21 protein-coding genes are annotated in these 21,170 nt (G+C 67.9%); 13 read left to right on the forward strand and 8 right to left on the reverse strand.

Annotated features, from left to right (window positions below; translation table 11 throughout):
- Positions 1-2 precede the first annotated feature (2 nt).
- The 8 genes from AC1Q6E_RS00775 to AC1Q6E_RS00810 all read left to right on the forward strand — a co-directional run bounded on the left by AC1Q6E_RS00775 (position 3) and on the right by AC1Q6E_RS00810 (position 8,002).
- Positions 3-1,157: an amino acid ABC transporter permease gene (locus AC1Q6E_RS00775; RefSeq protein WP_152793559.1), complete on the forward strand. Its 1,155-nt coding sequence runs from the start codon at positions 3-5 to the stop codon at positions 1,155-1,157.
- Positions 1,158-1,174: 17 nt separating this feature from the next.
- The gene (locus AC1Q6E_RS00780; protein ID WP_492572187.1) at positions 1,175-2,287 is read left to right on the forward strand and encodes an amino acid ABC transporter permease; all 1,113 of its coding nucleotides are present in this window, start codon (positions 1,175-1,177) and stop codon (positions 2,285-2,287) included.
- 44 nt (positions 2,288-2,331) lie between these two features.
- Positions 2,332-3,078: an amino acid ABC transporter ATP-binding protein gene (locus AC1Q6E_RS00785; protein ID WP_152793561.1), complete on the forward strand. Its 747-nt coding sequence runs from the start codon at positions 2,332-2,334 to the stop codon at positions 3,076-3,078.
- A gap of 100 nt (positions 3,079-3,178) precedes the next feature.
- Positions 3,179-4,090 (forward strand): LysR family transcriptional regulator, encoded by a 912-nt coding sequence (locus AC1Q6E_RS00790; protein WP_152793562.1) that lies wholly within the window; start codon positions 3,179-3,181, stop codon positions 4,088-4,090.
- A 203-nt stretch (positions 4,091-4,293) separates the two neighbouring features.
- Positions 4,294-5,268, forward strand: a complete 975-nt coding sequence (locus AC1Q6E_RS00795; protein WP_296556796.1) for a Bug family tripartite tricarboxylate transporter substrate binding protein — start codon at positions 4,294-4,296, stop codon at positions 5,266-5,268.
- Positions 5,265-6,221: a M14 family metallopeptidase gene (locus AC1Q6E_RS00800; protein WP_492572038.1), complete on the forward strand. Its 957-nt coding sequence runs from the start codon at positions 5,265-5,267 to the stop codon at positions 6,219-6,221. The genes AC1Q6E_RS00795 and AC1Q6E_RS00800 overlap by 4 nt, the downstream gene beginning before the upstream one ends.
- Before the next feature lie 207 nt (positions 6,222-6,428).
- Positions 6,429-6,968, forward strand: a complete 540-nt coding sequence (locus tag AC1Q6E_RS00805; protein ID WP_152793564.1) for a cupin domain-containing protein — start codon at positions 6,429-6,431, stop codon at positions 6,966-6,968.
- 77 nt (positions 6,969-7,045) lie between these two features.
- The gene (locus AC1Q6E_RS00810) at positions 7,046-8,002 is read left to right on the forward strand and encodes a tripartite tricarboxylate transporter substrate binding protein (RefSeq protein ID WP_152794697.1); all 957 of its coding nucleotides are present in this window, start codon (positions 7,046-7,048) and stop codon (positions 8,000-8,002) included.
- 75 nt (positions 8,003-8,077) lie between these two features.
- Here the strand turns inward: AC1Q6E_RS00810 and AC1Q6E_RS00815 are convergent, their stop codons facing one another.
- On the reverse strand, positions 8,078-9,502 hold the full coding sequence (locus AC1Q6E_RS00815) for an aldehyde dehydrogenase family protein (RefSeq protein ID WP_152793565.1): 1,425 nt from the start codon (positions 9,500-9,502) through the stop codon (positions 8,078-8,080).
- A gap of 190 nt (positions 9,503-9,692) precedes the next feature.
- On the opposite strand from AC1Q6E_RS00815, the gene AC1Q6E_RS00820 reads away from it, so the two are divergent.
- From AC1Q6E_RS00820 to AC1Q6E_RS00830, 3 genes are all read left to right on the forward strand, one after another.
- A complete protein-coding gene (locus AC1Q6E_RS00820) occupies positions 9,693-10,370 on the forward strand; it encodes a TetR/AcrR family transcriptional regulator (RefSeq protein ID WP_296556784.1) in 678 nt (225 codons plus the stop codon).
- Positions 10,371-10,495: 125 nt separating this feature from the next.
- The gene (locus AC1Q6E_RS00825; protein WP_152793564.1) at positions 10,496-11,035 is read left to right on the forward strand and encodes a cupin domain-containing protein; all 540 of its coding nucleotides are present in this window, start codon (positions 10,496-10,498) and stop codon (positions 11,033-11,035) included.
- A gap of 25 nt (positions 11,036-11,060) precedes the next feature.
- Positions 11,061-11,603, forward strand: a complete 543-nt coding sequence (locus tag AC1Q6E_RS00830) for an SRPBCC family protein (RefSeq protein WP_296556195.1) — start codon at positions 11,061-11,063, stop codon at positions 11,601-11,603.
- A 51-nt stretch (positions 11,604-11,654) separates the two neighbouring features.
- Here the strand turns inward: AC1Q6E_RS00830 and AC1Q6E_RS00835 are convergent, their stop codons facing one another.
- The 6 genes from AC1Q6E_RS00835 to gcvA all read right to left on the reverse strand — a co-directional run bounded on the left by AC1Q6E_RS00835 (position 11,655) and on the right by gcvA (position 18,518).
- Complete coding sequence (locus tag AC1Q6E_RS00835) at positions 11,655-12,650, reverse strand: Bug family tripartite tricarboxylate transporter substrate binding protein (RefSeq protein WP_492572039.1); 996 nt, start codon at positions 12,648-12,650, stop codon at positions 11,655-11,657.
- A 79-nt stretch (positions 12,651-12,729) separates the two neighbouring features.
- Positions 12,730-15,087, reverse strand: a complete 2,358-nt coding sequence (locus AC1Q6E_RS00840; protein ID WP_296556196.1) for a xanthine dehydrogenase family protein molybdopterin-binding subunit — start codon at positions 15,085-15,087, stop codon at positions 12,730-12,732.
- On the reverse strand, positions 15,074-15,580 hold the full coding sequence (locus AC1Q6E_RS00845) for a (2Fe-2S)-binding protein (protein ID WP_152793570.1): 507 nt from the start codon (positions 15,578-15,580) through the stop codon (positions 15,074-15,076). Before AC1Q6E_RS00845 ends, AC1Q6E_RS00840 begins: the two co-directional genes overlap by 14 nt.
- Before the next feature lie 11 nt (positions 15,581-15,591).
- Entirely contained in the window at positions 15,592-16,461 is an 870-nt protein-coding gene (locus tag AC1Q6E_RS00850; protein ID WP_152793571.1) for an FAD binding domain-containing protein, read from the reverse strand.
- A gap of 10 nt (positions 16,462-16,471) precedes the next feature.
- Entirely contained in the window at positions 16,472-17,464 is a 993-nt protein-coding gene (locus AC1Q6E_RS00855; protein ID WP_296556200.1) for an ABC transporter substrate-binding protein, read from the reverse strand.
- Between the two features lie 172 nt (positions 17,465-17,636).
- Positions 17,637-18,518, reverse strand: coding sequence for a transcriptional regulator GcvA (gene gcvA, locus AC1Q6E_RS00860; RefSeq protein ID WP_152793573.1), 882 nt, complete (start codon positions 18,516-18,518; stop codon positions 17,637-17,639).
- 105 nt (positions 18,519-18,623) lie between these two features.
- Here gcvA and AC1Q6E_RS00865 point away from each other — a divergent pair, with 105 nt between their 5' ends.
- A complete protein-coding gene (locus AC1Q6E_RS00865; protein ID WP_152793574.1) occupies positions 18,624-19,421 on the forward strand; it encodes an aspartate dehydrogenase in 798 nt (265 codons plus the stop codon).
- 18 nt (positions 19,422-19,439) lie between these two features.
- Positions 19,440-20,348, forward strand: coding sequence for an alpha/beta hydrolase (locus AC1Q6E_RS00870; protein WP_152793575.1), 909 nt, complete (start codon positions 19,440-19,442; stop codon positions 20,346-20,348).
- Here the strand turns inward: AC1Q6E_RS00870 and AC1Q6E_RS00875 are convergent.
- Positions 20,345-21,124 carry an SDR family oxidoreductase gene (locus AC1Q6E_RS00875; protein WP_296556204.1) on the reverse strand — a complete coding sequence of 260 codons (780 nt, stop codon included), beginning with the start codon at positions 21,122-21,124 and terminating at the stop codon, positions 20,345-20,347. The genes AC1Q6E_RS00870 and AC1Q6E_RS00875 overlap by 4 nt on opposite strands.
- Positions 21,125-21,170: the final 46 nt, after the last annotated feature.

Consider the following 21,170-nt stretch of genomic DNA (forward strand, 5'->3'; position numbering starts at 1 on the left):
GCATGTCCCGGTTGAGCTGGAGCAATCCCTCCGTCCGGTCGGCGGTCTACCAGGCCGTGGCGCTGGCCGCCGTCGCCGGGCTCGCCTGGTTCCTGGTCTCGAACACGCTGGCCAACCTGGCCGCCCGCAACATCTCGTCGGGCTTCGGCTTCCTGGGACGCGAGGCGGGCTTCGCCATCGGCGAAACCCCCATCCGCTACGACCCGCAGGACACCTACGCGCGAGCCATCCTGGTGGGCCTGCTGAACACGCTGCGCGTGGCGGCCGCCGGCATCGTGCTGGCGACGCTCCTCGGTACGCTGGTGGGCATCGCCCGCCTGTCGCGCAACTGGCTGGTGGCGCGGCTGGCTTCGGTGTACGTCGAGCTGATGCGCAACACGCCGCTGCTGCTGCAGCTCTTCCTCTGGTATGCGCTGGTCACCGAGACCCTGCCCCCGGCCCGCCAGGCGCTGGAACTCCTGCCCGGCGTGTTCCTGTCCAACCGCGGCATCAAGCTGCCGCTGCCCGCCGACCACCTGGGCTTCGACCTGGCGGCGGCCGGGTTCGGCCTGGCGGTCGTGCTGTCGCTGGCACTGGCGCACTGGATGCGGCGGCGCCAGCAGCGCAGCGGAGACGTGCAGCCCATCACCCGCTGGGTGGTCGCGCTGCTGGTCGGGCTGCCGCTGGCGGGCTGGCTCGCGGGCGGCGCGCCCGTGCGGTTCGACGTCCCCCACCTGCAAGGATTCGGCTTCACCGGCGGCGCCACCCTCACCCCCGAGTTCACGGCCCTGCTGTTCGGACTCGTGGTCTATACGGCGGCCTTCATCGCCGAGGTCGTGCGCGCCGGCATCCAGTCCGTGGACCGCGGCCAGTGGGAAGCCGCCGAATCCCTGGGCCTGCGGCGCGGCAGGGTCCTGCGGCTGGTGGTGCTGCCCCAGGCCCTGCGGGTCATCATCCCGCCCGTCACCAGCCAGTACCTGAACCTGACCAAGAACAGCTCGCTGGCCGTCGCCATCGGCTACCCGGACATCGTCTCCATCGCCAACACGACGCTGAACCAGACCGGCCAGGCCATCGAGGGCGTGCTGATCATCATGGCGGCGTACCTGGCGGTCAGCTTGACGATCTCGGTGCTCATGAATCTGTACAACCGCCGCATGGCGCTTGTGGAGCGCTGATGGGTTCGGCGTCCCACATTGACAACGCACCCGCTCCAGGGCGCCGCGGATCCGGCTCCGCCGGTCCGCCAGCGCCGCCCCCTGGGGCGCGCGCGAAGCGCGTAGGGGGGAACCTCTTCGCAACACCTCTGAATATCGTGCTGACGCTGCTGGTGGCTTGGCTGCTGCTGATGATCGTCCCCGCGCTGGTGGAATGGGGGCTGATACGCGCGACCTTCGTCGCCTCGTCGGCGCAGGAATGCCGCGAGGCCGGCGGCGCGTGCTGGGCCTTCATCGCCGAGAAGCACCGGCTGATCCTGTTCGGTCTGTATCCCTACGACGAACAATGGCGTCCGTTGCTGGCCAGCGCGCTGCTGATCGGCGCCGTCGTGGCCAGTTGCCTGCGGCGTTTCTGGAACCGGTGGCTGGCGCTGATCTGGATCGTCGCGCTGACGGCCACCGGCATCCTGATGTGGGGCGGCGTATTGGGCCTGCAATACGTCGAGAACACGCTGTGGGGCGGCCTGCCGCTGACGCTGATCCTGGCGACCTTCGGCATGGGCCTGGCCTTTCCCCTGGGCGTGCTGCTGGCGCTGGGACGCCGCTCGCGCCTGCCCGCGATCAAGGCCCTGTGCGTGGTCTACATCGAACTGATACGCGGCGTGCCGCTGATCAGCCTGCTGTTCATGTCCTCGGTCATGCTGCCGCTGTTCCTGCCCGAAGGCATGAGCATCGACAAGCTGCTGCGCGCGCAGATCGCCATCGTCATGTTCGCCGCCGCCTATCTGGCCGAACTGGTGCGGGGCGGCCTGCAGGCCATCCCCAAGGGCCAGTACGAGGGCGCGGATTCGATCGGCCTGCACTACTGGCAACAGATGCGCCTGATCATCCTGCCGCAGGCGCTCAAGACCATCATCGCGCCGCTGGTCAGCATGTTCATCCTGGTATTCAAGGACACGTCCCTGGTGGTGATCATCGGCATCTTCGATCTCACCCAGTCAGCCAAGGCCTCGCTGGCCGATGCCGCCTGGCCGGGCGTCTCGGTCGAGGCCTACCTGTTCATCGCCGCCATCTACTTCGCCTTCTGCTTCGCGATGTCGCGCTACAGCCAATCGCTGGAGAAACGCCTGCGCACCGGCCGGGAACGATGATGTCCCCTCCCGGCCCGGCCCAGGCCACCGACAGGAAACCCGCCATGTCCTCATCCACGCAGCCGATCATACAAATGGAAGGCGTCAGCAAATGGTTCGGCAAGTACCAGGTGCTGCGCGACATCGACCTCGCCGTCGAGCGTGGCGAACGCATCGTCGTCTGCGGGCCCTCCGGGTCCGGCAAGTCGACGCTGATCCGCTGCATCAACCGCCTGGAAGAGCACCAGCAAGGCCGGATCGCCGTGGGCGGCATCGAGCTGACCAGCGACCTGAAGGACATCGAGGCGATCCGGCGGGAAGTCGGCATGGTGTTCCAGCATTTCAACCTCTTCCCCCACCTGACCGTCCTGCAGAACCTGACGCTGGGGCCGATCTGGGTGCTCAAGCAGCCCAAGGCCCAGGCCGAGGCCGCCGCCATGCAGTACCTGGAACGCGTGCGCATCCCGGAGCAGGCGCACAAATACCCGGGACAGCTCTCGGGCGGCCAGCAGCAGCGGGTGGCCATCGCGCGGTCGCTGTGCATGTCGCCCAGGATCATCCTGTTCGACGAACCCACCTCGGCGCTGGACCCGGAAATGGTCAAGGAAGTGCTGGACGTGATGACCTCGCTGGCGGAGACCGGCATCACCATGCTGTGCGTGACGCACGAGATGGGTTTCGCCCGGCAGGTGGCGGACCGCGTGATCTTCATGGACCAGGGCCAGATCGTCGAACAGAACACGCCCGAGGCCTTCTTCTCGAACCCGCGGAATGACCGCACCCGGCTGTTCCTGAGCCAGATCCTGCACTGAGCGGCCCGGGCGCCGGAGTCATGAACCGGACACACGCAATTATTACGGTTGAGCAACCCTGGCGGGGATGATCACCCCGGGGCGTTAAAATCCGGGACTCATGGACCTCAAACTTCTCGAAGACCTCATCGCGCTCGCCCGCACGCAAAGCTTCGTGCGGGCGGCCGAACTGCGGCACGTCACCCACCCCGCCTTCGGCCGCCGCATCCGCGCGCTGGAAGTCTGGGCCGGCGCGCCGCTGGTGGAACGCAATCGCACGCCGGTCCAGCTCACCCCCGAGGGCGAGGTCATGCTCAAGACCGCGGAACGCACGGTCGAAAGCGTCGCCAATGCCCGCTCGCAAATCCAGCGCCACGGCACCAACCAGGGCATGAGCCTGCGGATAGGCACCGGCCGCACGCTCGCCCGCACGCTGGTGGCCGACTGGCTGGCCCGCATCACGCACATGCCGCGCAGCCCGCTGCGCGGCAAGGCACAGATCGACATCATCACCGGCGCGACCTCCGACCTTGCCGCCATGCTGGAACAGAGCAAGGTCGACATGCTGTGCTGCTACGAACATCGCGCACTGTCGGTACCTCTGAACGGCCACCGCTATCGCCACCTGACGCTGTCCACGGAAAAACTCGTCCCCGTCAGCGTGGCCGATGCGCAGGGCAAGCCCCGCTACAGCCTGATCGGGGCCAGCCAGGCGACGCCGCTGATCGCCTACGGCATCGGGCTGTCCATGGAGCGACTGCTGAGCGAGCATTTCGAACGCAATCCGCTGGCGGGCATGAACGTGTTCCTGCGCTGCGACTCGGCCGACGCCGTCTACGAATTCGTCAAGAAAGGACTAGGCGTCGCATGGCTGCCGTGGTCCATGGTGGCGGCCGACTGCCAGCGCCGCAGCATGGTGGTCCTGGGCGGCCGCAGCGACGAAGTCCCGTTCGAAGTCCGGCTCTACCGGCCCCGCGCCCGCCAGGCCGATGTGGTCGAGGCGGTCTGGGCGGCGACGGAATTCGCGCGCTGATCCGCGCGGCGAGGTGCCTCGGCCGGCATCTCGCACCACCCTGGGGCGCCAAGCGTTCCGTATATCCGCCGCTTTCCGCCCCCACCTGGTGCAAACCCTGGTGGCGAGCCGAATCCGCACGCATGCGTGCCTGATTCGCACCTTCCCATCGATGCCATGCGCAAGGATGGCGGCACGATAACTGCTCTGTACGGGGCCCCGCCATGAACCAGCCTACCCTTACCCGCCGCGCGCTCATGCTGGCGCTCGCCGCCTGTGCCGCCGGCGCCGCCCACGCGCAGGACGACTATCCCGCCCGTCCCATCACCCTGGTGGTGGGCTACCCGGCGGGCGGCAGCACCGACCTGACCGCCCGCCTGTTCGGCGAAGCACTGTCCAAGCGCATCGGCGAGCGGGTCATCGTCGAGAACGTGGGCGGCGCCGGCGGCGCGATCGGCGCCCAGCGCGTGGCCAAGGCCCGCCCCGACGGCTATACGCTGCTGCTCGGCGCGTCCAACGAAATGGCCATCGCCAGCCTCATCAACAAGGCGGTCAAGTATGACGGCCTGAAGGACTTCACGCCCATCGGCATGATCAGCACCCAGCCCATGGTGCTGGTGGCCTCGGCCAACTCCCCGGTCAAGAACATCTCCGACTTCCTGGCCCAGGCCCGCGCCCATCCCGGCAAGTTCAGCTTCGGCACCTCGGGCGTCGGCACCGCCCTGCATCTGTCCGCCGAAAGCGTGAAGGAAGCAGGCGGCCTGCAACTCGTGCACGTGCCCTATCGCGGCGTCGCGCCCCTGGCCAGCGACATCATGGGCGGCCAGTTGCAATTCGGCGTGTTCGTGCTGTCGAGCGCGCTTGCCAACATCCGCGCCGGCAAGCTGGCGCCCATCGGCCTGATGCAGGCCACGCGCGCGCCGCTCGCGCCCGAGATCCCCACCTTCGCCGAAGCCGGCCTGAAGGACGTCGACATGGACATCTGGTTCGGCCTGTACGGCCCTGCCCACGTGCCCGGGCCCGTGGTCGGAAAACTGCGCGCCGCCCTGGACGATGTCCTGAAAATGCCTGAGTTCCGCAGCAAGATGCAGGAGTCGGGATCGACGGTGGCCGCGCCGGGCGTCGATCTTGCCCAGTTCCAGCGCAAGGAAACAGAGAAGTACAAGCGCATCGTCGAGTTCGCCAGGATCGAGGAATGACCATGGCGACCCACGACTTCCTGCTGCCCGTGCCCGACCTGTCCGCCGTGCGCGCCGGCAATACCGGCGTCGAAGGCGTCTGGCACTTCGATTCGGGCACGCCCGGACACCATGTCCTGGTCACGTCTCTGGTCCATGGCAACGAGCTGTGCGGCGCCTGGGCGGTCAAGGCCGTGCTCGAGGCCGGCCTGCGGCCCCGGCGCGGCAAGCTGACGCTGGCGTTCTGCAACCTGGCCGCGTTCGATACCTTCGACGCCGCGCGCCACGATGCCTCGCGCTACCTGGATGAAGATCTGAACCGGGTCTGGAGCGACGACAAGCTCGCCGCCCCCACCACCCGCGAACGCACGCGCGCCGCCGCGCTGCAGCCCTGGGTGCGGCAGGCCGACTGGCTGCTGGACCTGCACTCCATGCACGAGCCGTGCGCGCCGCTGCTGCTGACGGGCATGCAGCCGCGCAACCTGGATCTGGCCCGCGAATTGGGCGCACCGCGCCACGTCATCGTCGACGCCGGCCACCAGGACGGCGTGCGCATGCGCGACTACGGCCGCTTCGGCCAGATGGCGGACAACGGCACGCGCTCGCTGCTGATCGAATGCGGCTACCACGGCGCCATCGAGAGCCGCACCGTGGCGCTGGACCAGGTGGGGCGCTTCCTGCGCGCCTCGGGCATCGTCGACGAGCACGACATGCCCGCGGCGTGGATCGTCCCCGCTCCTGGCGCCCAGCAGGCGATCGAGGTCACGCAACCGGTGGTCGCGCGCAGCATGGACTTCCGGTTCGCCCAGCCCTGGCAGGGACTGGAGGAACTGGAGCATGCCGGCACCGTCATCGGCTGGCAGGACGGCGAGCCCGTCACCACGCCGTACGACCATTGCACGCTGGTCATGCCGTCCCTGCGGCAACTCGTGCCCGGCGTAACCGTGGTCAGGCTGGCCCGGCGCGTCGCCTGAAGTCCCGGGGCCCGGCCCCTGCCGGGCCTTCGTTACTTACCATACAGTCAATAATTAGAATCCGTAACCAACAACAAGCCAAACAAAATAACAAAAAAATAATACTGAAAATCAAAATATTGACCATTTAGTCAACTTAACCTATCGTGCGATTGAACGATGGCCGTCGCGCGCCATCGCCCTCCATCCCTTCCAGAGGAACCCACGATGGCCATCGCACGCCACCCCAGACCGCCCGAGCTCCAGGACGCTTCGCTCGAAGACATCGCCACCCGGTTCGTCGGCCGATTCCGCGACAAGACCCCCGACTGGGCCGCCTTCGAAGACGCCAGGATCGAAGGATTCAAGCGCGCCCAGCACCGCTTCATCGGCGCCGGCGGCTCCGGCAAGCACAACGATGCCTCCGCCATCCCCCCGCGCGGCTTCACCCTGAGCATCATGTACGTCGAGCCCGGACAGGGAAACGCCGCCCACACCCACGAAGTCGAAGAAGTCTTCTTCGTCCTGCAGGGCTTCCTCGACGTCTTCTTCCAGGACGAAGACGGCAACAAGGCCTGGCGACGCCTGGCCCCCTGGGAATGCGCCGCCTGCCCGCCCGGCGTCATCCACGGCTACGAAAACCGCAGCCTCGAACCCGTCTACTTCCAGGTCATGCTCGGCCGCGCCCAGCCTGAACTCATGGGCTATGCCAGCGACGACCTCTTCCAGAAACGCGACGGACACCTCACCTCCGTCCCACGCGACTAGACCCACCCCGCGCCCCCGCCGGGCGAAGCGACGCTCGCGCGGCGCCGCCGCTTGCAGGAGAACACGCTGTGAATCGAATGAAACTGGCATTCGTCTGCGCGACCATTGCAATGACGGCCCCGGCCGCCGCCGACACCTACCCCGCCAAACCCGTGCGGATCGTCGTCACCGCGCCGCCCGGCGCCACCTCGGACATGCTGGCACGCGTGATGGCCGAACAACTGGGCAAAGCGCTGAAGGTCGCGTTCGTCGTCGAGAACCGTCCGGGCGCCGGCGGCAATATCGCCGGCGACTACGTCGCCAAGTCGACGCCCGACGGCTATACGCTGCTGCTGGCCTCGGTCAGCTCGCACGCCATCAATCCATCGCTGTACACGAAGATGCCCTACGATCCGGTCAAGGATTTCGCGCCCATCATCGTGCTGGCCTCGAACCCCAACGCCCTCGTGGTCTCGCCCGCCTCCGGCATCAAGTCCGTCGCCGACCTGGTCAAGGCCGCCCGGGCCAGGCCCGGCGAACTCAGTTTCAGCTCCGGCGGCAACGGGACGTCGCAGCACCTGGCTGGCGAACTCTTCAAATCCATGACCGGCGTCCAGTTGATGCACGTCCCCTACAAAGGCTCGTCGGAAGCGCTGACGGCGGTCATGCGCAACGAGACCACCCTGATGTTCCCCAACATCCCCAACGCGCTCGCCCTGGCCAAGAACGGCAACGTCACCCTGCTCGCGGTCACGACCCGGAACCGGCTGTCCTGGCTGCCGGAAGTACCGACGCTCCATGAAAGCGGCCTGCCCGGTTTCGAGGCCGTGGCCTGGTTCGGACTGGTCGCCCCCGCCGGCACGCCGCGCGGCGTGGTCGACACCCTCAACAACGAATCGGCCAGGATCCTGGCGCGGCCGGACGTGCAGCAGCAGTTGATCGGCCAGGGGTTCGACATCATGGGCGGCAGCCCGGAGGCGTTCCAGACCTTCCTGAAGACCGAGATCGAGAAATGGCGCGTGGTCGTCAGGCAGTCCGGCGCAACCGTCAACTGACCGGCAAGGAATCGGGACGCCCCCAGGGGCGTCCCGCGAAGGGGCATCCCGGCCGCGGCGCGCGGCCGGCCCTCGCTACAGCGGCCGGATGCCGATGAAGCGGAGCTGCGACAGCTCCTCTATCGCATAGCGCACGCCTTCCCGGCCAAAACCCGACTGCTTGGCGCCGCCGAAGGGATACATGTCCAGCCGGAAGCGGCTGGCCTCGTTGATCCACAAAGAACCCACCTCGAAACCGTCGGCGAACAGGAAGGCATTGCCCAGGCTGCGGGTGAACACCGCGCCCTGCAGGCCGAACGGCGAATCGTTCGCCAGTTGCAGGGCATCCTGCGCATCGGCGGCGCGCTGTACGACCGCCAGGGGACCGAACGCCTCGTCCGCCCAGATGGGGCTGCCGGCGGGCGCATCGACCAGGATGCCGGGACTGACCCGGCAGCCGTCCTGCCGCGGCTCCAGGGCATACCGGGCGCCCTGCTCGACGGACCGGCGCGCCATGGCCATGACGCGGTCCGCCGCCGCGCGCGACACCATGGGGCCGACATCGGTGGCCTGGTCTTCGGCGCTGCCCACGCGCAAGGCCCGGGCCGCTTCGACGAACAGCGGCAGGAAGGCGTCATACACCGGCGCCTCCACGATCACGCGTTGCGCGGACACGCACTGCTGGCCGCTTGCCTCGAAGGCTGCGGCGGCGATGCGGCGGGCGGCATCGGCCAGGTCGGCGTCGGCCAGCACGACATTGGCCGCGTTCGAACCCAGCTCCGCCACGAACTTCTTGGCGCCGGCCGTGCGCGCCAGCGCATCGCCGGCCGCCGTGCCGCCGGTGAACGTAACGACGCGGACCCGCTCGTCCCGCGCCAAGGCCTGCGCCGGGGAGCGGTCGCCGCACACCACGTTGAACAACCCGGGCGCCAGGCCGGCTTCCACGAACAGCGCGGCGACGGCCAGCGCCGCGCGCGTACCGGCCGGATGCGGCTTGACCACGACGGCATTGCCCGCCGCCAGGGCCGGCGCCACCTTCTGCACCAACAGGTTGACGGGCGCATTGAACGGGGTGATCGCCGCCACGACTCCATACGGCACCCGGCGTACCAGGCCATGCCGCCCCACGCCCGCCGCGACCGCGTCGAGCGGCAGCATCTCGCCGGTCAGGGTCTGGAGCTGCACCGCGCAGGCGCGAAGGAACTGGGCCCCGCGAACGACCTCGACGCGCGCGACCCGGACGGGCTTGCCGACGTCGCTCACCAAGAGTTCCGCCACCGCCTCCACTCGCGCTTCCAACAGGTCCGCGGCCCGGTTCAGCAAAGCCGCCCGCTCCACCACCGGCGTCGCGGCATGGCGGCGGAACGCGGCCAGGGCAGAGGCGACGGCCCGCGCGCATAGCTCGTCCGAAGCCTCGGCCAGGACCAGGCGCCGGTCCGCATGCTGGGGCGATTCCAGCGTGATTGTCGTCCCGGTGGCGGGTACGGACTGGCCATCGATGAAGCTGTGCAGGATATCCAAGGCAGGCTCGCTCGCAAGATCAGAAGAAGAGGAAAGTGTTTTCCATTCTAGAGTTTGTTTGACTATTTAGTCAATTTAAAGAAGAAAAGACGAAAATCCCCCGCCCGCGCGGCGTACCTACTCGCGGGCACGAATCCCGCTGCATGTACACTTGCACGGCACCCCTAGCCTTTAAGTCCCTATGTCCGCCATGACTCCAAAAAAAGCAGACACCACCGCTCCCGAAACCCCCAGGCGCCGAACCGGCGGCCCGCGGGAAAGCGCCGCCCGCACCCGCCTGTCCATCATCGAGGCGTCCATCCAGGAGTTCTCGCAGAAAGGTTTCGAAGGCGCGCGCGTGGACGAGATCGCGCTGCGGGCGGGCGTGAACAAGAACCTGCTCTACCACCACTTCGGCAACAAGGACGGACTGTTCGTCGCGGTGCTGACCCATACCTACGAAAACATCCGCAGCCGGCAGCAGGACATCCAGCTGCGCACGGTCGATCCCGAGGCGGCCATGCGCCGCCTGGTCATCTCCACGGGCAAGATCTGGGTCCAGTTCCCCGAGTTCCAGCGCCTGCTGATGAGCGAGAACCTGGCCGGCGGCAGGCACGTCGCCAGCGACGCGGCCATCTCGGACCTGTACAACCCGCTGCTGGACACGATCGAACAGTTGCTGGCCCGCGGCCGCGAGGCGGGCGTCTTCCGCGACGACATCGATCCCATCGATCTCTACATCTCGGTGACCTCGCTGACCGCCCACTACGTCAACAACCAGCACACCTTCGAGGCCATTTTCCGGCAGAAGCTGATGACGCCGCAGCGGGTCCGGCAACGCCTGGAGCACGCGGCGGACATGGTGATCCGGTATCTGAAAAAGGATTGACCGGCACTGCGCCGGATCGGATTTCCGGCGCTTAAGATTGACCATTTAGTCAATTTACTCTATCGTGTGGTTGAACGATGGCCGTCGCGCGCCATCGCCCTCCATCCCTTCCAGAGGAACCCACGATGGCCATCGCACGCCACCCCAGACCGCCCGAGCTCCAGGACGCTTCGCTCGAAGACATCGCCACCCGGTTCGTCGGCCGATTCCGCGACAAGACCCCCGACTGGGCCGCCTTCGAAGACGCCAGGATCGAAGGATTCAAGCGCGCCCAGCACCGCTTCATCGGCGCCGGCGGCTCCGGCAAGCACAACGATGCCTCCGCCATCCCCCCGCGCGGCTTCACCCTGAGCATCATGTACGTCGAGCCCGGACAGGGAAACGCCGCCCACACCCACGAAGTCGAAGAAGTCTTCTTCGTCCTGCAGGGCTTCCTCGACGTCTTCTTCCAGGACGAAGACGGCAACAAGGCCTGGCGACGCCTGGCCCCCTGGGAATGCGCCGCCTGCCCGCCCGGCGTCATCCACGGCTACGAAAACCGCAGCCTCGAACCCGTCTACTTCCAGGTCATGCTCGGCCGCGCCCAGCCTGAACTCATGGGCTATGCCAGCGACGACCTCTTCCAGAAACGCGACGGACACCTCACCTCCGTCCCACGCGACTAGACCCACCCTCCAAGGAGAACGAGCGATGCAATTGGTTGGTGAACAACGGATACCCGCGGACCAGCGGACGACGTGGGAAGCGCTGAACGATCCCGAGGTGCTGCGGCAATGCATCCCAGGCTGCGATGCCCTCACGGAAGACGGCGAGCATGCCTACCGGGTCGACATGAGTGTGCGCATCGGCCCCATCAGCGCGAAATTCAAGGGCCGGTTGCGGCTGCTGGACATCCAGGCCCCGACGTCCTACAGCCTGGAGTTCGAAGGCCAGGGCGGCGCCGCCGGATTCGGCAAGGGCACGGCCGCCGTCCGGCTCGAACCCGAGGCCGATGCCACGCGGTTGGCCTATACCGTCGATGCCTCGATCGGCGGCAAGCTGGCGCAGGTCGGCGCCAGGCTGATCGAAGCCGCCGCGCGCAAACTGTCGGACGATTTCTTCGGCAAGTTCAACGCGCTCATGCAACCGGGCACCGGCGACGCGCCGGCCGACGCCACGGCGGCGGCCGACTCCTCCGGGAATGCCCTTCCCCGCTGGAAGCGGCTATTCAGAAAAGAAGGCGCGCCGTCGTAGATGGCGCGAAAGGCCCCGGGGCGCGGACTCGCCGCCCCGGGGTGACGCGGATCACTCCGCCTTGATGCCGGCCGTCCTGGCCGCCGCGCCGTAACTTTCCACATCCCGCTTGATCAGCGCGGCCGACTGCGCCGAATCCAGGAAGAACACGTCCAGGCCCGCGCCCGACAACTTGTTGCGGGTTTCCGGCGATTCCAGCACCTGTTTGACGTCGCTCTCGATCTTGGCCACGACCTCCTTGGGCGTCCCCGCCGGCGCGGCCAGGCCATAGTAGTTTTCCACCGCGAAATTCTTCAGGGCGGGAATACCGGACTCCGCCACGGTCGGGATGTCCTTGGCCGACTCCGAGCGCTTCGCCGAGGTGACCGCGATGGGCACCAGCTTGCCGCTCTTGATGAAAGGCAGGACCGTGGGCATGGTCGCCACGACGGTGTCGACGTGCCCCGCCACCGCGTCCACCACGGCCGGGCTGCAACCCCGGTGCGGCACGTGCACGGCCTTGGTATGGGTCTCGACCTTGATCAGCTCCATCGCGAAATGGTGGGCCGTTGCCGCGCCGCAGGTCAGGTAGTTCATCTCGCCCTGTTCCCGCTCCATCTTCGCCAGCAGCTCCGGCATGGTCTTGATCTTGGCCTTGGGATTGACCGCGATCACGATGGCAGACGACGTCATCATGCCCGCGAAGGCGAAGTCCTTGGTGACGTCGAACTCGGTCTCGGTGTAGAGCACCCGGTTGATCGCGTGCGTATTGCTGACCAGCAGCAGGGTGTGGCCGTCCGGCGGCGAGCGGTAGACGTTCAGCGCGCCGATGTTGCCGCCCGCGCCGATCACGTTCTCGACCACCACGGCGTGGGGCTTCCATTTCTCCGCCAATTTCTCGGCCATGATGCGCGCCGTCTGATCGGCGGCGCCCCCCGGCGTGAAGCCGACCACGATGCGCACCGCCTTGGTCGGAAACCGCACTTCGGCATGGCCCTGCTGCGAAGCCGCCATGAATAGCGCCGCGACGACGCCTGCGCATGCGCGCACCTTGTTCAAGCTGGACATTGTTCAACCCCTTCCCAGGAAGTAAGAACTGCTTGGATCGATGAATGCGCCGGCGGAATGCCGGCGGTGTGGCAAGGCGTCAGCCCGCCGCCTGCTCGTGCGCGGCGATCTGCCGGACGAGTTCGACCGGCTCCACGGGCACCCGTGATACCCGGATCCTGAAATCCGCCAACGCGTCATCGATGGCCGAGGCGATGGCCGAGGTGACGGGAATCGTCCCGGCCTCGCCCACGCCCTTCACGCCCAGCGGATTGCTGGGCGCCGGAGACTCGGTGAACGAGATCTCCAGGGGCGGCACTTCGGTGGCGGTCGTCAGCAGGTAGTCCGCGAAAGTCGTGCTGATGGGCTGGGCCTGGTCGTCGTAGCGCATGCACTCGAACAAGGCGTTGCCGATGCCGTGCACGATGCCGCCGTGGATCTGCCCCTCGGCGGTCATGGGATTGATCAGCGTGCCGCTGTCGTGGGTCGCGACATAGCGCAGGATGCGCACCTCGCCGGTCACGATGTCCACCTCGACCTCGCAGGCGTGGAAGCCGTGCGCGTAGGCCATGTCGGTGGGCTCCCAATGGATGGTGGCTTCCAGGCCCGCGCCCACCCCGGGCGGCAGGTCATAGCCGGGTATGCCTCGCAACAGCCGCGCGATCTCGCTGTAGGTCACCGAACGGCCGCCCTCCCCGGTCTCGCGGACCGAACCGTCGCGCAGGCAGACTTCCGATTCGTCCACCTTCAGCATGGTGGCGCCGACCTTGCGCAGCTTGGCCGCCACCGCCACGGCGGCATAGTGCACGGACGAACCGGCCGTCACGGTCTGCCGGCTGGCGAAGCCACCCACGCCCATCGACGTGTGGGCGGTATCGCCGGAAATCACCTGCACCGACTCGACCGGCACGCACAACTGTTCGGCGGCGATCTGGGCCATGGCGGTGTTCAGGCCCTGGCCCATCGCCATGGCGCCGGTGGCCACGGTCACGTGTCCATTCGACGACACGCGGACGCTGCCGGACTCGAACGGCCCGCGCCCCGTCCCCTTGACGGCATGGGCGAAGCCCAGGCCGATGTAGCGCCCTTCGCGCCGCGCCGCCTGGCGCCGTGCCTCGAAGCCGGCATAGCCGATCTGCTCCAGCACGCGGCGCTGGGCATCCAGGTAGTCGCCGCTGTCGAGCACGATGGGCCGGCCCGAGCGCGCGGTCAGCGGTTTGACGTAGGGCATCTTCTCGGGCAACACCAGGTTGCGCGCGCGCACCGTGGCGCGGTCCTCGCCCAGCTCGAAGGCGATCCGGTCGAGCAGCCGCTCCATGACGAAGGTCCCCTGCGGATACCCTGCCCCGCGGACGGGGATCACGTAGATCTTGTTGGTCTGCACCACCGTGACCCGCATCTCGTACGCCGGGATGGCATAGGGACCGGTCACCGCCGTGCTGGAGTTGTAGGCGCAGTTGACGCCCTGGGGCGTATAGGCGCCCTGGTCGTGCAGCATGGTCCCGCGTATGCCCCGGACCACGCCCTGGCCGTCACAGGCCACCTCGACCTCCCAGAGCTGGTCGCGCTCCTGGATGGCGCCCAGGAAGTGTTCCATGCGGTCCTCGATCCACTTGACGGCGCGCTTGTGGTGCCAGGCGACGGCGGCCACCGCCAGCTCCTCGGGATAGACCACGAACTTGCAGCCGAACCCGCCGCCGACGTCGGGCGCCACGACCCGGACCAGCGAATCGGGCAGCCCCAGCGCCTTGGCGACGGTGAAGGCCAGCTCGTGCGGCATCTGGGTCGAAGCCCAGATCATCAACGCCCCCTGGTGCTTGTCGTACTGCGCCACCATGCCCCGGCACTCCATGGGATGGGCGCCGCCGCGATGCTGCGAAATGGTCTCGCGGAAAACGTGCGGCGCATCCCGGAACGCCCCATCGCATTCGCCGTAGCCGACGCTGAATTCCCGCAGCACGTTGCTGGGCGCCTCCCGCCGCACCTTGGGCGCGCCGGGCTCCAGCGCGGCGTGCACGTCGGAGACGGCCGCCAGCGGCTCGTAGTCCACCATCACCAGCGCCGCGCCATCCTCCGCGATGTAGCGGGAAGTCGCCAGCACCATGGCCACCGCCTCGCCCACGAAGCACACTTCCTCGGGACACAGCACATAGGGCGTGATGCCGGAAGGCAGGTCGCTGGTCGGCCAGCCGAGCGGCATGCGGATGGCCTCGACATAGGTCGCCATCTCGCGCGCGTCGATGACCGCGACCACGCCCGGGACCTCCAGCGCGGCCGAACCGTCCACGTTCCGGATCAGCGCATGGGCGTAGGGACTGCGGACGAAGGCGACGTGCAGGGCATCGGGCAGGTCGATGTCGGCCACGTAGCGGCCCTCCCCCGTCAGCAGGCGGACGTCCTCGGCACGCAACGCGCGCTTGCCGATATGAGAGGCCGGAACCCGGTCACGCGCGTTCATGGACAGTCCTCCTGCTTTCCAGGGTACGCATGGCGGCGGCCACGATGTTCTGGTATCCGGTGCAGCGGCAAATGTGCCCGGACAAGGCCAGCCGGACGTCTTCCTCGGTCGCCTCGGGCATGTCGCGCAGCAGCTCGGTCAAGGTCATCAGGATGCCCGGGGTACAGAAGCCGCACTGCAATCCGTGCAGTTCCCGGAACGCCTGCTGCAAATCGTTGAGTTCGCCGTTGCAGGCCAGCGACTCGACCGTGTGGATCTCATACCGCTGCGCCTGCGCCGCCAGCATCAGGCAACTGCGCGCGGTGGCTCCGTCCACGTGCACCGTGCAGGCGCCGCAGACGCCATGTTCACAGCCCAGGTGGGTGCCGGTCAGGCCCAGGTCGTTGCGCAGGCAATCGCCCAGCGTCGTTCGCGGCTCGACGCTGACCGTATGCTGGGCGCCGTTGACGCACAGGGATATCCGCGCCAGCTCGCCGACTTCGAGTTTTTTCATGGTGGAGGTTCCTAGGATAGGACGGCGGCGCGTTCCAGCGCCTTGGCCAGTGCTCGCTCGAGCAGGCGCTGGGCCAGCCGTTGGCGGTACCACGCGGGATAGGCCGGATCGCTGACCGCTTCGCACTGGGCAGCCTGCGCGCACGCTTCGCGCACCACCGCTCCGGTAGGAAGACGCCCCTGGAGCACGCGTTCGGCCGCCTCGACGCGGAACGGCACGGACGCGACGCCCCCGAGGGTCAGTGAACAGCGCTCGACCGCGCCGTTCGCATCCAGCAGGACCAGCACGGCGGCCGACACGATGGCGAAGTCGCCATGCCTGCGGCCGTACTCCACGAACGCGTGGCCGGCGCGCGCGGGCCAGGGCGTGAAGCGGACGGCAACCAGCAGCTCGTCGGGCTCCAGGCACGAGGTCATCAGGTCCACGGCGAACTCCCTCATGGACACCATCCGCTCGCCGCGCACGCTGCGCAGGGACAGCCGCGCGTCCATGGCGATCGCGATCGTCGGCTGCTCCGCGGAAGGATCCAGGTGGCAGACGCTGCCGCCCAGGGTGCCGCGATTGCGCGTCTGCCTGTGCCCGACGTTCAGGATGGCTTCCTTGAGCAGGGGCAGGCGTTCGGCCACCAGGGAAGAGAACTCGATGTCCCGCTGGCGGGTCATCGCGCCGATGACGACGTCGCCCCCGTCCTCGCGCAGGCCCGCCAGTTCGGCGATACCGTTGAGGTCGATGACGTCGTCCGGAAAGGCGAGCCGCAGGTTGAGCATGGGCATCAGGGACTGGCCGCCCGCGATCACGCGGGCATTGTCGCGGCTGGCGAGCAGTTCCAGCGCCTCGGGCAGCGACTCGGGCAAATGCAGGGAGAACGGAGACGGTTTCATGGGCCCCGCCTCAGATCCTGGTCAGGTCGAGCGTAGACGGCGAGAACAGCTCTTCCGGCGCGACCTTGCGCGCCGAGAGCCCCTGCTCGTGGTGATAGCGGACGAACGTCTCCAGCACGTGGCGGTTGGCCTCGAACCCATAGCTCCAGTAATCGTCGCCCATGTCGCGCCTGGCCTGCTCGTAGGCCGCGACGCCCCAGGGCAGGCTGTGATAGAGGTGGCCGATCTGCCCCATCTCGGCGAAGGCCAGGTCCTTGGCACGGGTGAACGCCTTGAGCACGTTCACCGGCAGCCACGGATGCTGCGCGACCAGTTCCTTGCGGATGCCGATGGCATGCATGGTCGGAAAGATGCGCGTGCGCTGGAAGTAATCCGCCTCGACGCTGGGATAATCCGGGAACATGCGGGCGACGCCCGCTTCGCCCCGCAGGAAACAGGACGGCGCCCGCGCGCTGATGACGGCATCCAGTTCGCCATCGGCCAGCATGCCGCTCAGCGTCTTGTCGCCGGCGATCTGTTCCAGCTCGATGCCCGGCGGCAGCTTGATGGGCGCGCGCTCCTCGCGCCCCGCCTGCTCGACGCCGCCACGCCGCCACCGCACGGAGGCGGGGTCCAGGCCATGGTCGTCCTGCAGGATGCCGCGTATCCACACGTTGGCCGTGATCTGGTACTCGGGCAGCCCCACCTTCTTGCCCGCCAGGTCCGCCGGGGACCGGATGCCCCTGTCGGTGCGGATGTAGATGCCGGAGTGGCGGAACAGCCGCGAGACGAAGGCGGGGATCGCGACATACGCGTTCTCGCCGCGGGAGGTCATCATCGTATGGCTGCTGAGCGAGATCTCGCAGATGTCGAACTCCGCGTACTTGAAGGCGCGGTGGAACGATTCCTCGGGTTCGAGCTGCGACGTGACCAGGTCCACGCCTTCGATACCGGTCCGGCCGTCCATCAGCGCGGACGTCCGGTCATAGTTCGCACAACTCATGCTCAATTGCAGGCTTTTCATAGGATGGCGTCGAGATCATGGGTGCGCGGCAACGGGAATGGCAGGTGCCTGCGCGGATTGAAAATTGACTAAACAGTCAACATCTTATATCCGACTACAAGGTATATCAACGGATTTTTTTAGATCAAGCTGACTGTACAGTCAACACACCATGCCCCAAACAGGGGCACGGTCAGGCCACCCGGGCCTGCGCCATCACCCAGTCGCGGAAGTCGCAAACCTGCGCGTCGTTCCGCAGGCGCTCGGGATAGACCAGATAGAAGGCCGAATCCAGCACGAGCCGGCCCGCGAAGGGCGCGACCAGCCTGCCCGCGGCCAGGTCGTCGGCCACGAGGGCGTACTGCCCCATCGCGACGCCCATGCCTTGCAGCGCCGCCTGGTAGGCCAGCGTGACGTTCTCGAAGGTCAGGCCGTGCGCCGGGTCGACGCCTTCCACGCCCTGGGCGGCCAGCCACCGCCCCCAGTAGTCGGGCCGGGCCGCCGATTGCAGCAGGGTATGGCGCGCCAGGTCCGCCGGTTCGCGCAGGGGCACGGGGCCGGCAAGCAAGGCCGGGCTGCATACCGGCAGCAGTTCGATGTCCACCAGCCGGTGGGCGACCACGCCGGGCCAGTCTCCATGGCCGATGCAGATGGCGACATCGGCATCGCTGAGGTTGTCCAATTGCTTGAGCGAGGTGGTGAAGACGGCATCGCGGTCCGGATGCCGGGCATGGAATTCGGCCATGCGCGGCAACAACCAGCGCATGGCGAACGTCATCTGGCACCACACGTGCAGCGGCTTGTCCCGGTTGCGCTCCAGGGCCTTGGTGGTCGCCTGCGAGATCCGCTCGAAGGCGCCCCGCAGGTCGTCACGGTACTCCCGGCCCGCCGGCGTCAGGCGCACCTCGCCGCTGGCGCGCTCGAACAGGCGCATGCCCAGGAATTCCTCCAGCACGCGGATCTGCCGGCTGACCGCGCCCGTCGTCACATGCAGCTCGCGCGCGGCCTGCGTGAAACTCAGGGTATGCGAAACGGACTCGAACACCCGCAGGGGATTCAGGGGCGGCAGCTTCATCCGGGCCGATGTTGATGAAAAGTAAACCGGATTGACTATATATCGATTGCCTGCCGGCGCCCAGTCTTGCAGGATTCAGGGCTGACGAACCGGAGGCATTTCCGCATGAAAACCATCTTGCTCGCAGGTTTCGGAGCCATGGGACAGTCGATTTTTGATCAACTGAAAGATGACCCGCGCATCGGCCGGTGGCTGGTGCTGGAACGGGCCGAGCGGGCCGACGAGGCCCGCCGCAAGCTCGGCGCCCATGGCCAGGTCGTCCTGTCGGCCGACGGCCTGGACATCCGCCCCGATTTCGCCGTCGAATGCGCCGGCCACGAAGTGCTGGGCACCGTGGTGCCCCGGCTGCTGGAGCAGGGCATCGACACCATCGTCGCGTCGGTCGGCGCGCTGGCGCTGCCCGGCATGGTCGAACGGCTCGACGCGGCCTGCCAGGCGGGCCGGACGCAACTGACGCTGGTGCCGGGCGCCCTGGCCGGCGTCGATGCCCTGGCCGCCGCGCGCGACAGCGGCCTGGCATCGGTGGACTACACCGGGCGCAAGCCCCCCGGCAGTTGGCGGGGCACGGCGGCCGCCCGGCTGTGCGACCTGGACCATCTTGCCGAGGCCACGGTGTTCTTCGAAGGCACCGCCCGTGAAGCCGCCGCGACCTTCCCGCAGAATGCCAATGTGGCCGCCATGGTCGGGCTGGCCGGCATGGGGCTGGACAGCACCCGGGTCCGGCTGATCGCCGACCCGGCCGCCGGCGGCAACACGCACACCATTTCGGCGCGCGGCGCCTTCGGCCGGCTCGAAGTCATGGTCGAGGCCGCCGCCTTCGCGTCGAACCCCAAGACCTCGGCGCTGGCGGGCATGTCCATCGTGCGCGCCGTGCGCAACCGCCTGAACGCCCTCGTGATCTGAACGCTCCAGGAAACCGCCATGTCGAACCCACCCGAAATCCCGCCGTCCCTGCGCCAGGCCATGGCGGAACTCGGCCCGCGCTGGGGCACCAGCGTGCAGGCCCATGTCCGGCAGATGGTGCTGGGATTCTCCGAGGTCCTGCGCGACGCCCCGAAACAGGCCACGGTCACGCGCGACGTCCCCTACGGCGACGATCCGCGCCAATGCCTGGACGTCTTCCAGCCGCAGGGCCCGGCCGCCGCGCGCCGGCCGGTGCTGATGTTCGTCCACGGGGGCGCCTTCGTCGAAGGCGAGAAGGACCGCACGGCGGAAATCTACAGCAATGTGCTGTGGTACTTCGCGCGGCACGGCATCATCGGCGTCAACGTCGAATTCCGCCTGGCGCCCGCCCATCCCTACCCCAGCGGCACCCGGGACGTCGCCGCCGCGGTGGCCTGGGTGCGCGCCCACGCCGACGAGCTGGGCGCCGATCCCGGCCGCATCTTCCTGATGGGGCATTCGGCCGGCGGCACCCATGCCGCGCACTACGCCTACGATGCCCGCTTCCATCCGCCCGAAGGCCACGGCCTGGCCGGCCTGGTGGTGGTGTCCGGCCGCGTGCGGGCCGAGAATTCGGCGGAGAACCCCAACGCCAACCGGGTGGAGGCCTACTACGGCACCTCGCCCGCCACGATGGAGGACGGTTCTCCAGTCAACCACGTCACCGCGCAGGCGCTGCCCACCATGATCGCCGTCGCCGAATACGAGAACCCGCTGATCGACGTGCATTGCGTGGAACTGCTTGCCGCGCTGACCCGCGTCCGGCGCCGTGCGCCGCGCTTCGTCTGGATGGCGGGCCACAACCACACGTCGATCGTGGCGCACTTCAATACCGCCGAGGACGAGCTGGGCCGGCAGGTGCTGGCGTTCATGGAGCGGCCGGCCTAGAACACTCCCGGGAATGACCCGCCATCGATCAGGATGTTCTGCCCCGTGACGTACCCCGCATGGGCGCTGCACAGGTACGCGCAGAGGGCGCCTATTTCCTCCGGCCGGCCGAACCGTTTCGCCGGGTGGGCCGCCAGGCGCAGGCGCAAGGCCTCCTCCAGGGACTGGCCCCGCCCGGCCGCGATCGCCGTGAAATTGTGCGCCAGCCTTGGGGTGTCGAACGTTCCGGGCAGGATGTTGTTCATGGTGACACCGTGCCCCACCGTGCTGCGAGCCAGTCCGGCGACGAAACCGGTCAGGCCCGAGCGGGCGCCGTTGGACAGGCCGATCGAGGGAATCGGCTCCTTCACGGCGCTGGAGGTGATATTGACGATGCGCCCGAACCGCCGCGCCATCATCCCATCCACGGTCGCCTTGATCAGCTCGATCGGCGCCAGCATGTTGGCGTCGATGGCACGCAACCAGTCGTCCCGCGTCCAGTCACGAAAATCCCCGGAAGGCGGCCCACCGGCATTGGTGACCAGGATGTCGAAGTCGGTGCCCTGGCGAAACACCGCCTGCCGGCCCTCCTGCGTCGCGACGTCGGCGGCGACCACGGTCGCCGAGCCCCGTCCGAGGGCATTCAATGCCGTGGCTGCCTCGCGCAGGCGCGCCTCCCCGCGGGCCACCATGACCACGTCCGCGCCTTCCTTTACCAGGGCCGTGGCGCATGCCAGGCCCAACCCCGAACTGGCGCCGCCAACCAAGGCTCGCCGTCCTTCGATACCCATATCCATATGGAAACCTTCCGATTGTGGACGCCGCCCATCCCTGATGGACGGG

Source organism: Pigmentiphaga sp. MLSB6-MA01 (assembly GCF_058793475.1).

Coding starts and splice junctions, on each gene's coding strand:
- AC1Q6E_RS00835 (WP_492572039.1), bottom strand. CDS start 12,650: ATGTCCAGCTTGAACAAGGTGCGCGCATGCGCAGGCGTCGTCGCGGCG.
- AC1Q6E_RS00840 (WP_296556196.1), bottom strand. CDS start 15,087: ATGAACGCGCGTGACCGGGTTCCGGCCTCTCATATCGGCAAGCGCGCG.
- AC1Q6E_RS00855 (WP_296556200.1), bottom strand. CDS start 17,464: ATGAAAAGCCTGCAATTGAGCATGAGTTGTGCGAACTATGACCGGACG.
- AC1Q6E_RS00775 (WP_152793559.1), top strand. CDS start 3: ATGTCCCGGTTGAGCTGGAGCAATCCCTCCGTCCGGTCGGCGGTCTAC.
- AC1Q6E_RS00785 (WP_152793561.1), top strand. CDS start 2,332: ATGTCCTCATCCACGCAGCCGATCATACAAATGGAAGGCGTCAGCAAA.
- AC1Q6E_RS00795 (WP_296556796.1), top strand. CDS start 4,294: ATGAACCAGCCTACCCTTACCCGCCGCGCGCTCATGCTGGCGCTCGCC.
- AC1Q6E_RS00820 (WP_296556784.1), top strand. CDS start 9,693: ATGACTCCAAAAAAAGCAGACACCACCGCTCCCGAAACCCCCAGGCGC.
- AC1Q6E_RS00850 (WP_152793571.1), bottom strand. CDS start 16,461: ATGAAACCGTCTCCGTTCTCCCTGCATTTGCCCGAGTCGCTGCCCGAG.
- AC1Q6E_RS00870 (WP_152793575.1), top strand. CDS start 19,440: ATGTCGAACCCACCCGAAATCCCGCCGTCCCTGCGCCAGGCCATGGCG.
- AC1Q6E_RS00825 (WP_152793564.1), top strand. CDS start 10,496: ATGGCCATCGCACGCCACCCCAGACCGCCCGAGCTCCAGGACGCTTCG.
- AC1Q6E_RS00805 (WP_152793564.1), top strand. CDS start 6,429: ATGGCCATCGCACGCCACCCCAGACCGCCCGAGCTCCAGGACGCTTCG.
- AC1Q6E_RS00810 (WP_152794697.1), top strand. CDS start 7,046: ATGAAACTGGCATTCGTCTGCGCGACCATTGCAATGACGGCCCCGGCC.
- AC1Q6E_RS00830 (WP_296556195.1), top strand. CDS start 11,061: ATGCAATTGGTTGGTGAACAACGGATACCCGCGGACCAGCGGACGACG.
- AC1Q6E_RS00845 (WP_152793570.1), bottom strand. CDS start 15,580: ATGAAAAAACTCGAAGTCGGCGAGCTGGCGCGGATATCCCTGTGCGTC.
- gcvA (WP_152793573.1), bottom strand. CDS start 18,518: ATGAAGCTGCCGCCCCTGAATCCCCTGCGGGTGTTCGAGTCCGTTTCG.
- AC1Q6E_RS00790 (WP_152793562.1), top strand. CDS start 3,179: ATGGACCTCAAACTTCTCGAAGACCTCATCGCGCTCGCCCGCACGCAA.
- AC1Q6E_RS00865 (WP_152793574.1), top strand. CDS start 18,624: ATGAAAACCATCTTGCTCGCAGGTTTCGGAGCCATGGGACAGTCGATT.
- AC1Q6E_RS00875 (WP_296556204.1), bottom strand. CDS start 21,124: ATGGATATGGGTATCGAAGGACGGCGAGCCTTGGTTGGCGGCGCCAGT.
- AC1Q6E_RS00800 (WP_492572038.1), top strand. CDS start 5,265: ATGACCATGGCGACCCACGACTTCCTGCTGCCCGTGCCCGACCTGTCC.